The sequence below is a fragment of the Brevundimonas halotolerans genome, from assembly GCF_003730275.1.
Taxonomy (GTDB): Bacteria; Pseudomonadota; Alphaproteobacteria; order Caulobacterales; family Caulobacteraceae; genus Brevundimonas; species Brevundimonas halotolerans.
This window is the reverse complement of sequence record NZ_QTTA01000007.1, coordinates 51,268-62,245: the sequence shown is the minus strand read 5'-3', so window position 1 is coordinate 62,245 and position 10,978 is coordinate 51,268. Positions and strand designations below refer to the sequence as shown.

Here is a 10,978-nt window from a genome sequence, read left to right as displayed (position 1 = left end):
GAGCGATGGACTTCGATGGTGTATCAGATACCCCGCTGGCAAAGCGCGCAAGTCGGATTGGACGCCTCGTCGACGAATGGAAAAGCGCGAGGTAGCAGACCCATCAGTTTATGAGTTCACGGCCTAGTGTATTTTCAGCAATGAAACCGGTCGCTGAGCCCCGGAAGTCAGTCCAGTTTCAGGGCCTCGGCCAGCAGGCGGGCTTCGGCGGCGCGGCTGGAGCCGGTACGCCAGGCCACGACGATTTCGCGCGTCGGGGCGTCGGCGCTGATGGGGCGGACGACCACGCCCGGGTCATCGGCAAGACCGGCGCGCACGGCCATCTGGGGCAGGAAGCTGACCCCGAGGCCGGATGAGACCATCTGCACCAGCGTATGCAGGGAGGTCGCGGCGAAGACGTCCTCGCCGCGGGGGGCCTCGATATCGAACGCGGCGAGCGCCTGGTCGCGCAGGCAGTGGCCGTCTTCCAGCAGGATCAGGTCATCGGCGCGGAGCGACCCGGGCGGGATCGGCCCGGTGCCCGCCAACCGGTGGCCGATGGGGGCGGCGGCGAGGATCTCGTCATCGCCGATCCGGGCGTGGTCGATGCCAGGGGCATTATAGGGCAGGGCGATGACGGCAGCATCCAGCTGTCCCGCCTTCAGACCGGCGACCAGGCGCGGAGTCAGGTCCTCGCGGATGAACAGACGCAGGGCCGGATAGGCGACCTTCAACCCCGGAAGCTTGGCCGGCAGCAGGAAGGGGGCGACGGTCGGGATGACCCCGAGACGGAACCGGCCGGACAGGGGCTTGCCGGCGTTGCGCGCGGCCTCGACCAGATCCTCGGTGCGGGCCAGGACATCTTCGGCCCGGCGCACGGCCTCGGAGCCGACGGCGGTCAGCTGGACCCGGCCCCGGGTGCGCTCGACGACGGCCGCGCCCAGGATACGCTCCAGCTCCTGCACACCCGAGCTGAGCGCCGGCTGGCTGACGTGGGCGGCCTCGGCGGCACGGCTGAAGGAGCCGTGCTCGGCGAGGAGTTTGAGATATTGCAGCTGGCGCAGGGTGGGCAGCACGCGGAACACTCCGGGGGAACGGGACGTTCAGTGTACGCCTTCGCATAAGCGAAATCTATTCGCGGATGCGAAAGGATTGATTTGACTTCCGGGACCGCAGCCCCCAAGTCCCCGCCATGCGGTCGGCTCCCCCCGGCCCGTGAGATTCTTTCATCCCAGACCCAAGGAGAGCCCATGCTCGGCGTCGGCGAAAAACTGCCTGCATTCAAGATCATCGGCGTGAAGCCCGGCTTCAACAGCCACGAAGAGAACGGCGTCTCGGCCTTTGAGCCGATCACCGAGACCAGCTTTGAAGGCAAGTGGAAGGTCATCTTCTTCTATCCGAAGGACTTCACCTTCGTCTGCCCGACTGAAATCGCCGAATTCGCCTCGCTGGCCCGCGATTTCGAGGACCGCGACACCGTCGTGCTCGGCGGCTCGACCGACAATGAGTTCGTCAAGCTGGCCTGGCGCCGCGACCACTCGGACCTGAACAAGCTGCCGATCTGGCAGTTCGCCGACAACGGCGGCAAGTTCGCCCGCGAGCTGGGCATTCTGAACGAGGAAGAAGGCGTCGCCCTGCGCGCCACCTTCGTCGTCGATCCGCACAATGTCGTCCAGCACGTCTATGTGACCAACCTGAACGTGGGTCGCGCCCCGGCCGACACCCTGCGTGTCGTCGATGCCCTGCAGACCGACGAACTGTGCGCCTGCAACCGCCCCGTCGGCGGCGAGACGCTCGCCGCGTAAGGCAGCGACCTGAGATGTGGAAGGCGGCGTTACATGATCGCCGCCTTCCGCGCTCGCTTCCTTTTTTGGGCGCTATGCTCGGCTCGCGGAGCCTCGCGACTTGAGCGCGGTCGCGCCCGAACTATCAATGTCCATATGCGGCTCAAGCAGCGAGCGACCGCGTCGCGAGCGGTAGCCGCTTCCCGAAGGGAAACCTCAAAAATGTCCCTCGACGCCCTGCGCGATCTGATCCCGTCCTATGCCAGGGATATCTCGCTGAACCTCAGCTCGCTGGCCAGCGAGACGGTGCTGAATGACCAGCAGAAGTGGGGCTGTTTCCTGGCCTCGGCCCATGCGGTCGCGACCGTGCCCGTGGTCCGCGCCATCGAGGCCGCGGCGGCCGACAAGCTGTCGACCGAGGCGCTGAATGCCGCGCGTGCGGCGGCGGCCATCATGGGCATGAACAACATCTACTACCGGTCCCTGCACCTGATGAAGAACAAGGAATACGGGACCCTGCCCGCGCGACTCCGCATGAACGTCATCGCCAATCCGGGCGTCGACAAGATGGACTTCGAGCTGTGGTGCACGGCGGTGTCGGCCATCAATGGCTGTGGCGCCTGTATTGATGCCCACGAGGCGCCCTTGCGCCAGCACGGCTATACCGCGCCCCAGGTCCAGGCCGCCCTGCGCATCGGCGCCGTGGTGCATGCCGCCAGCCGCATCGTCGCCTCGGCCGAGGCCCTGAACGCCTGATCAGAGGGCGGCGGCGCGGGCGTCCATGTGAGCGATCCAGCGCGCGAAGCCGCCGCCGATCACGCCATCGACAGGCTCAGCCAGGGCACCGACGCCCGGGCCCTCGACAATAAAGGTCCAGGTCGGCGTGACCACGCCGCCGACCAGCGGGTAGGTGACGATCAGATCGGCCCGGGTCGCCATGTCGCGCAGAGGGCCGAACGGGGCGTGAAAACGGATCTCGCCCAGTACGATTGAAACTGTTCTTCCCTGGTCGAACTGCGTGCCGTCGGGCATGGCCTCGCACCAGCATCCGCCGGGTGCCAGATCCAGACTGAGGTTGGCGGCACTGCCGGTGTAGCTGTGGGCCGGGTCCCACCACAGCCCTACCTCTGAGAACGCATCCGCCACTCCGGCAGTGCCGAGGCGGGTCTGGCCCTCGAACTTCAGGGTGAAGGCATTCTCGCTCCGCGAGACCACCTCGGCGGAAGCCGGGGCTGTCGTAAGGCCAAGGCCGATCAAGGCCACGGCAACAAGGGACATCAGCAATCGCATGGTCGTTCCTCCTGCACTCAGCCAAGCCCTGACCAGTCCAGCGGTCAAGCCTTCTCGAAGGTCAGGGGTTCGCCCCAGAAGCGTTCGACGCGTTCGCTCTGACCGCCGGGAGAGCCGGTCGTGAGGAACCTCAGCCGCCCCTGATCACCCAGCGCATATTCCGGATGGCGGGCGAAATAGCGGTCCAGCGCATCGGCGACGGCATCGGGCTGGCCGATGACGGGCGTGCCTTCGGGCAGGGCCTCGGCAAACAGGTGCGCGACAATGCCATAGTGGGTGCAGCCGAGGATGACCTTGTCCGGCCAGCGCCCGATGCGGCGCCGCAGGGCATCGACGTGATCGCGCACCGTGGTCCGCAGTGCATCCTCGTCGACACCCGCCTCGATCTGGCCCGCCAGACCGGGACAGGGTTCGGTGAAGACGGCCAGGTCCTCGCGCCGCTTGTCGATCTCGATCTCATAGACGCGGCTGTGGGCCGTGGCCTGGGTGCAGAACAGGCCCAGCACCTCGACCGCCGACTTGCGTTCATCGCGGAACCGGTCGTCGGTCTCGCGGGCATAGGTCCACGGCAGGCCGGTCGCGGCCTCTATGGTCGGGACGATGATGCCCAGCACATTGACGGGCCGGCCGAAGGTTCGCGCGGCCTCTGGCACCCAGGTCTGCTGCAGGCGGCGCAGGGCGATGGCGGACGCCGTATTGCAGGCCAGAACCACGACAGACGCCCCCTCGGCGAACAGTCGCTCGCAGCCCGCGCGAGTCAGATCGACGATCTCCTCACCCTTCAGCCCCCCGTAGGGCGCGTGTTTCTGGTCGGCCAGATAGAGGAAATTCCGGCCGGGAAACCGGCGGGTCAGGGTGCGGTGGATCGTCAGGCCGCCCACCCCGGAATCAAACACACCAATGGCCATCAGGGCCCCTTCATCACGCGCGGGACGGGCCGGACCCGCCGTCATCCCTCATGCCCGGCGTGCCGGACCTGTGGCAAGCCCCGGAGCGGAAGGTCGCATCGGCCCGTCATCACAGTCGGTTCAGGTGACGGCGGGCGCGCCATGGCCTAAGCTGCGCTCCAACATCATCAAGGGAGCCATTTTTCATGGACAGACGCCAGCTTCTCGCCGCAGGGGGCAGCCTTTTTGCCCTCACCGGCTGCGCCAATATGGGTATGGGCATGGGCGGCGGATCGCCCGCCGGCCTGAGCCCCGAGGCCCTCGCCCGCGATGCGGAGATCGCGCGCGCCGTCCTGCCGCAACAGACCCCACGCGCCGAACTGCTGCAGAAGTGGACCGGCCCCTATGAAGGCGTGCCGCCCTGGCCGTCGGTGACCGCCGACAAGCTGAAGGTCGCCATTGTCGAGGGCATCGAGCTGCAGCGGGCCGAGGTCAACGCCATCGCCGACAACCCCGAGCCGCCGACCTTTGCCAACACCATGGTCGCCATGCAGATGGCCGGCGAACCGCTGGGCCGCGCGCTCAGCCTGTTCGGGGTGATGAGCTCGAACATCGGCTCGGCCGACTATCAGGCTGTGCAGCGCGAAGTGTCGCCCCTGCTGTCGGCAGCGAGCGATGAGACGACCTTCAACGCCAGACTGTTCGCCCGCATCAAGGCCGTGGCCGACGGCGCCCGTGCCGCGGGCCTGACGCCCGAACAGACCCGCATCGCCGAGCGCAGCCGCGACAGCTTTACCCGTAACGGCGCCGCGCTGGATGCCGCCGGCAAGGCCGAGCTGGGCCGCATCAACTCGGCCCTGTCCAGCGCCTTTACCCGCTTTGGCCAGGCCGTGGTGGCCGACGAGAACACCTGGACGGTCCTGACCGACGAATCCCAGACCGCCGGACTGCCCGCGTCGAACAAGGCCGCAGCCGCAGCCGCCGCGCGTGACCGCGATCTGGAAGGCTGGGCGATCGTCAACACGCGCTCCAGCGTCGATCCCTATCTGAGCTTTGCCGACGACCGGGCCATGCGTGAGCAGGTCTGGCGCAAATTCGTCAACCGCGGCGACAATGGCAATGCCAACGACACCAACGCCACCATCGCCGAGATCGTGAAGCTGCGCGCCGAGCGCGCCCGTCTGCTGGGCTATGACCACCACGCGGAATGGCGGATGCAGGACACCATGGCCAAGACCCCCGAGGCGGCCATGGACCTGATGATGCGGGTCTGGGAGCCGGCCAAGGCGCGCGTCGCCGAGGAAGTCGCCGACATGCGGGCCATCGCGGGTCACGACATCGAGCCGTGGGACTACCTCTATTACGCCGAGAAGGTCCGCAAGCAGAAGTACGACCTCGATCAGAACGAGCTGAAGCCCTATTTCGAACTGAACGCGGTCAAGCGCGGTGCCTTCTACATGGCCGAGCGGCTGTACGGCTACACCTTCACCCCGGTGCCCGCCGGATCGGTGCCGGTCTTCCATCCCGACGTCGAGGTGTTCGAGGTCAAGGACAAGGCTTCGGGCCGGCACATCGGCCTGTTCTATTCCGACGACTTTGCCCGCCCGGGCAAGCGGTCGGGCGCCTGGATGACCAGCTATCGTCTGGGCTGGGCCTATGACGGGGGTGGCAACCAGCTGGTCTCGAACAATAACAACTTCATCAAGGCCGAGGCCGGCCAGCCGCTGCTGATCTCGCTGGACGATGCCGAGACCCTGTTCCACGAGTTCGGCCACGCCCTGCACTATCTGTCGTACAAGGTGACCTACCCGTCGCTGGGCGGCACTCCGCGTGACTATGTGGAGTATCCGTCGCAGGTCCACGAGCACTGGGTGCTGTCGCGCCCGATCCTTGACGGCTTCATGAAGCATGTCGAAACGGGTCAGCCCATGCCCCAGGAACTGGTCGACAAGATCGAGGCGGCGTCCACCTTCAACCAGGGCTATGCCACGGTCAGCTATCTGTCGTCGGCCCTGGTCGACATGGACCTGCACACCCGCGCCACCCCGCCGACCGACATCGATGCCTTCGAGCGGGAAAGCCTGGCGCGCTATGGCATGCCGGACGAGATTGTGATGCGGCACCGCCTGCCGCAGTTCAATCACCTGTTCACCTCGGACGCCTATTCGGCGGGCTATTACTCCTACCTCTGGTCGGAAGTGATGGACGCCGACACCTGGGCCTATTTCGAGCAGTCGGGTGACGTCTTCAATCCGGAAATCGCCAGCAAATACAAGGCGATCATTCTGGCTGAAGGCAACACCACCGACCGGGGCGAGGCCTATCGCCGCTTCCGGGGTCGCGATCCGGACGTTGCCGCCCTGCTGCGCGTGCGTGGCTTCCCCGTCAACTAATGACGCTACCGCTCGCTGCTTGAGCGTGACGGGCATGAAGATGTGGGGCCGGGGGAGCGATCCTCCGGCCCTTTTTCTGTCAGCCGCTGTTCCGGAGCCCGGCGGCAATGCCGTTCAGGGCCACGAGGATGCCCTCGCGCACGGCGGGGTCGTCGTCACCGGCCCGGCGGCGGCGGATCAGCTCGACCTGCACATGGTTGAGCGGCTCGATATAGGGCAGGCGCAGCTGGATCAGGCGCGCCAGTTCCGGCTGTCGTTCCAGCAGGCTGGCCTGGCCGGTCAGGCGCATGACGGCATCGTGGGTCAACTGCCATTCGGCGGCGATCCGGCCGTGGATATCGTCCGCCAGAGCGCGGTCCGGCACCAGGCTGGCATAGCGGCGGGCCACAGCCATGTCCGACTTGGCCATGACCATTTCCATGTTCTGGATCAGGGTGGCGAGGAAGGGCCAGTCCCCGACCAGCCCTTTCAGCGTGTCGACCTCGGCGGCGTCGAGAGTGGCCAGCGCCGAGCCGAAGCCGTACCAGCCGGGCAGCATGACCCGCGACTGGCTCCAGCTGAACACCCAGGGAATGGCCCGCAGGTCCTCGATGCGCGTCGATGAACTGCGCGAGGCCGGGCGCGAGCCGATCTTGAGCTCGGACAGTTCCGAAATGGGCGTTGCTGCGCGGAAATAGTCGATGAAGCCCTCGGTCTCATAGACGAGGGCGCGATAGGCCTGCATCGACGCCTCGCTGAGGCGCGAGATCAGAGCGCCATGCCGTTCGGCTGGACCTTCTCCGCTTTCCTTCCGCAACGACGCCAGCACCACGCCGCTGGTCAGGGCGTCCAGGTTGCGCCGGGCCACGCCGGGCTCGCCGTATTTGTTGGCGATGACCTCGCCCTGTTCGGTGACGCGGATGCGGCCCTCGACCGTGCCGCGCGGCTGGGCCACGACCCCGGCAAAGCTGGAGCCACCGCCCCGACCGACCGCCCCGCCCCGGCCGTGGAACAGCTGCAGGCCGAGGCCCGCCTCGCGCGCGACATCGCGCAGGGCCCGCGAGGCGTGGTTCAGCTCCCAGGTCGAGGTGAGATAGGAGCCGTCCTTGTTGGAGTCAGAGTAGCCGATCATCACCTCCTGCACCCCCCGCGCGCGGGCCAGCGCCAGCGGCGCGGGCTCGGCCATCAGGGCCTTGAGGGTGGCGGGGGCCGCCTGCAGGTCGGTGATGGTCTCGAACAGGGGCACGGCCTGGATGGGGCAGACCTCCGGCGTCGCCGGGTCGAACAGGCCGACCTCCTTCAGCACCAGATAGACCTCGAGCAGGTCGGACGGGCTTTCGGTCTTGGAGACGATATAGGTCCGGATAGCGTCCGGGCCGAAGGTGCCGATGGCGCGGGCGGCGGCCATCAGAATGGCGCGTTCCTTGAGCGTCTCTTCGGCATAGTCGGAGGCGCCGGGCACGAACAGCGGGCGGCGGCTGGACAGCTCGGCCCGCAGCAGATCCATGCGCCCGGCCTCGTCGCGCGTGTCATAGTCATCGGCGACCCCTGCGACGCGGAACAGGTCGGCGACGACCCGCTCGTGCACATCGGCGTTCTGGCGCATGTCGATCACGGCCAGATGGAACCCGAAGGCCTCGACCCGGTCGATCAGACGCGACAGGGCATCATCGGTGAAGGCCCGGGCATCGGCGGTCTGCAGGGCGTCGCGGAGCACTTTCAGATCGGCGAGGAAGGGTTCGGGCTGCCCATAGGGATCAGCAGCAAAGCCAGCGGGACGCGGTGGGGGTGTGCCGACCTTGGCCTGATAGTCCGCGGCCAGTCGCGCATAGATCTGGGTCAGCGCCCGGCGGAAGGGTTCGCCCTTGCGGTGGGGCGAGGTGTCGCCCGAGGCGTCCGACAGGGCGGTCAGTTCGGGGGTGGGCTCGACCAGTTCCTCGGACAGGCTGAGCTCCGCCCCCAGCGCATGAACCGAGTCGAGACAGGCCCCCAGCGCCGCCCGCGTCTGGGTGCGGAAGGCCGCGTCCATGACGGAGGCGTCGACATTGGGATTGCCGTCGCGGTCGCCACCGACCCAGCTGCCGACCGTCATGAAGGGCTTGAGCTGCGGCGCGTCCAGCCGCTTGCGCCAGGCGTTCAGGTGTTCCGGTATGGCCTCCAGGAACACCTGTTCCAGAAAGGAGACGACGGTGTCGATCTCGTCCTGCACCACGAGGCCCGAGGTGCGGACCAGGCGCGTGGCCCACAGCAGGAAGACCTGACGCCGCAGGGCCGGACTGGGCCCCTGCCCCTCGCCGTGCCCATCCAGCAGGGCCGACAGGGCCGCGATCCGGTCCAGCACGCTCTTGCGCCGAACCTCGGACGGGTGGGCCGTCAGCACCGGCGAGATCAGGCTCCGGGCGAGGATGTCGACCACCGCCTTGCGGTCCGCGCCGCCGCCCGACAGCCAGGCCAGCGCCGCCTCGGGCGTGTCCGGGCGATCGTCGGTCGCGGCGCCCTGGCCCTCCGCCTCGCGGGCGCGCCGGCGGGCCTCCCGATCCTCGGCGACATTGGCCAGCAGGGAAAAGACCGCAAAGCCGTGGGTCAGGCCCACCGCCTGTTCCGAGCTGAGCCCGGCCAGCAGGCGCTCCAGCTCGGACGCGTCGCGGGTATCGGCGCCGTCGCGGTGATAGGCGACCGAGGCGCGACGGACCGCCTCGATCCGGTCATACAGATCCTGACCCCCCGCCTCGCGGATGACGTCGCCCAGCACACTGCCCAGCAGGCGGACCTCTTCGCGCAGGCGGTCCGGGGTCGCGGTGTCGGCGGGCATGGTGTCGGTCATGAGGGCTCCTTGAAGATCAACGATAGGCGTCCCGGGCCCATCAAGGACAGGCGGCACGCCCCTGCGTAACGGAATTTGTCCGGTTCCGTGCCCCCGGCGCGCCCCGGATTGGTGCCCGGCTTGCCCTTTTGGAGCTTTTCCGCCATACACCGCCGCTTCCGGCGCTTGTCATCCTTGCGTCTCCACCCGCACGACCCCTCCCGCTGGCGAGGACGAGGCGGGCGAGCCCCCTCTGCCGACGTGATCGTCGCCAGAGGCGTAGTCTCATGGAGCGAGGGATGGATCGGCGCCTTGACCGAGGAATCGAATGTTCGAGGCTCTGAACGAGCGACTGACAGGCGTCTTTGACCGGATCACCGGTCGCGGCGCCCTGTCCGAAAAGGACATTGCCGAGGCGATGCGCGAAGTGCGCGTGGCCCTGCTGGAGGCCGACGTCGCCCTGCCGGTGGTCAAGGACTTCATCGCCTTCGCCAGCGAAAAGGCCAAGGGCGAAGAGGTCATCCGCTCGGTCAAGCCGGCCGATCAGGTGGTCAAGATCGTCTATGACGGCCTGATCGAGATGCTGGGCGGCGAAGAGCCGGTCGGCATCAATCTGAACGCCACCCCGCCCGCCGTGATCCTGATGGCCGGCCTGCAGGGCTCGGGCAAGACCACCAGCTCGGCCAAGCTGGCGCTGCGTCTGACCAAGTTCGATCGCAAGAAGGTCATGATGGCCTCGCTGGACACGCGTCGTCCGGCCGCCATGGAACAGCTGGCCAAGCTGGGCGAACAGATTGAGGTCGCGACCCTGCCGATCGTGGTGGGCGAGAGCGCCGTCCAGATCACCCGCCGGGCCCTGCAATCGGCGAAGCTGCAGGGCTTTGACGTCCTGATCCTCGACACCGCCGGTCGCATCACCCTGGACGAGGGGCTGATGAATGAGGTGGCCGAGGTCGCCGCGGTGTCCAAGCCGGTCGAGACCCTGCTGGTCGCCGACAGCCTGACGGGTCAGGATGCGGTGCGCACGGCCAAGGCCTTCCACGAGCGGCTGCCGCTGACCGGTCTGGTCCTGACCCGCGCCGACGGCGACGGGCGCGGCGGGGCCATGCTGTCGATGCGGGCCGTCACCGGCCTGCCGATCAAATACATCGGTGCGGGCGAAAAGGTCGACGCGCTGGACGTCTTCGATGCCCGCCGGGTCGCCGGTCGCATTCTCGGACAGGGCGATATCGTCGCCCTGGTCGAAAAGGCCAGTCAGGACCTCGACCAGTCCAAGGCCGAGGCCATGGCCAAAAAGCTGGCCAAGGGCAAGTTCGACCTGGACGACCTCGCGGCTCAGCTGCAGCAGATGAAGAAGATGGGCGGCCTTCAAGGCATCATGGGCATGCTGCCCGGCGTAGCCAAGATGAAGGCCCAGATGGCCGACACCGGCGTCGATGACCGGATGATCGCCCGCCAGGAAGCCATCCTCAGCTCGATGACGAAAACCGAGCGCAAGAAGCCGGACCTGCTGAACGCCAGCCGCAAGAAGCGCATCGCCGCCGGCGCCGGCGTCGAGGTCCAGGACATCAACCGCCTTTTGAAACAGCACCGCCAGATGGCCGACATGGTCAAGTCACTGGCGCGCGGCGGTCCCAGGAAGATGCAGCAGATGGCCGCCATGATGGGTGGTCTCGGCGGCGGACCCGGCCAGCCTGACATGGCCCGGCTGAAGGCCATGGGCGGCGGCAAGATGCCGGAACCCTCGGCTGATGAAATGAAGGCCATCCAGGACCGGCTGTCCGGTCTGGGTGGTGGCATGCCCCCCGGTGGACTGCCCGGCCTGCCCGGTCTGCCCACCAAGAAATCCTGACCCCTTTTCCC

General features: G+C 67.4%; 8 protein-coding genes. 4 read left to right on the top strand and 4 right to left on the bottom strand.

Annotated elements, in window-relative coordinates; all coding sequences use genetic code 11:
- Positions 1 to 167 precede the first annotated feature (167 nt).
- Positions 168 to 1,055: a hydrogen peroxide-inducible genes activator gene (locus tag EG854_RS02850; protein WP_123286229.1), complete on the bottom strand. Its 888-nt coding sequence runs from the start codon at positions 1,053 to 1,055 to the stop codon at positions 168 to 170.
- A 174-nt stretch (positions 1,056 to 1,229) separates the two neighbouring features.
- Here EG854_RS02850 and EG854_RS02845 point away from each other — a divergent pair, with 174 nt between their 5' ends.
- Both EG854_RS02845 and ahpD read left to right on the top strand, forming a co-directional pair.
- A complete protein-coding gene (locus EG854_RS02845; protein WP_123286223.1) occupies positions 1,230 to 1,784 on the top strand; it encodes a peroxiredoxin in 555 nt (184 codons plus the stop codon).
- Between the two features lie 201 nt (positions 1,785 to 1,985).
- A complete protein-coding gene (gene ahpD, locus EG854_RS02840) occupies positions 1,986 to 2,519 on the top strand; it encodes an alkylhydroperoxidase, AhpD family (protein WP_123286222.1) in 534 nt (177 codons plus the stop codon).
- Here ahpD and EG854_RS02835 read toward each other — a convergent pair whose 3' ends face one another.
- On the bottom strand, positions 2,520 to 3,053 hold the full coding sequence (locus EG854_RS02835; protein WP_164461797.1) for an SRPBCC family protein: 534 nt from the start codon (positions 3,051 to 3,053) through the stop codon (positions 2,520 to 2,522).
- 44 nt (positions 3,054 to 3,097) lie between these two features.
- On the bottom strand, positions 3,098 to 3,961 hold the full coding sequence (locus tag EG854_RS02830) for a glutamate racemase (protein WP_123286228.1): 864 nt from the start codon (positions 3,959 to 3,961) through the stop codon (positions 3,098 to 3,100).
- A 185-nt stretch (positions 3,962 to 4,146) separates the two neighbouring features.
- On the opposite strand from EG854_RS02830, the gene EG854_RS02825 reads away from it, so the two are divergent.
- Complete coding sequence (locus EG854_RS02825; RefSeq protein WP_123286220.1) at positions 4,147 to 6,333, top strand: M3 family metallopeptidase; 2,187 nt, start codon at positions 4,147 to 4,149, stop codon at positions 6,331 to 6,333.
- 79 nt (positions 6,334 to 6,412) lie between these two features.
- Here the strand turns inward: EG854_RS02825 and ppc are convergent, their stop codons facing one another.
- Positions 6,413 to 9,136: a phosphoenolpyruvate carboxylase gene (gene ppc, locus EG854_RS02820; RefSeq protein ID WP_241153101.1), complete on the bottom strand. Its 2,724-nt coding sequence runs from the start codon at positions 9,134 to 9,136 to the stop codon at positions 6,413 to 6,415.
- Positions 9,137 to 9,443: 307 nt separating this feature from the next.
- On the opposite strand from ppc, the gene ffh reads away from it, so the two are divergent.
- Positions 9,444 to 10,967 carry a signal recognition particle protein gene (gene ffh, locus EG854_RS02815; RefSeq protein ID WP_123286219.1) on the top strand — a complete coding sequence of 508 codons (1,524 nt, stop codon included), beginning with the start codon at positions 9,444 to 9,446 and terminating at the stop codon, positions 10,965 to 10,967.
- The last annotated feature ends 11 nt before the right edge of the window (positions 10,968 to 10,978 follow it).

What these genes read in the sequence shown, in the direction of transcription:
- EG854_RS02845 (WP_123286223.1), top strand. Translation starts at nt 1,230, where the DNA reads ATGCTCGGCGTCGGCGAAAAACTGCCTGCATTCAAGATCATCGGCGTG.
- ahpD (WP_123286222.1), top strand. Translation starts at nt 1,986, where the DNA reads ATGTCCCTCGACGCCCTGCGCGATCTGATCCCGTCCTATGCCAGGGAT.
- EG854_RS02835 (WP_164461797.1), bottom strand. Translation starts at nt 3,053, where the DNA reads ATGCGATTGCTGATGTCCCTTGTTGCCGTGGCCTTGATCGGCCTTGGC.
- EG854_RS02830 (WP_123286228.1), bottom strand. Translation starts at nt 3,961, where the DNA reads ATGGCCATTGGTGTGTTTGATTCCGGGGTGGGCGGCCTGACGATCCAC.
- EG854_RS02825 (WP_123286220.1), top strand. Translation starts at nt 4,147, where the DNA reads ATGGACAGACGCCAGCTTCTCGCCGCAGGGGGCAGCCTTTTTGCCCTC.
- ppc (WP_241153101.1), bottom strand. Translation starts at nt 9,136, where the DNA reads ATGACCGACACCATGCCCGCCGACACCGCGACCCCGGACCGCCTGCGC.
- ffh (WP_123286219.1), top strand. Translation starts at nt 9,444, where the DNA reads ATGTTCGAGGCTCTGAACGAGCGACTGACAGGCGTCTTTGACCGGATC.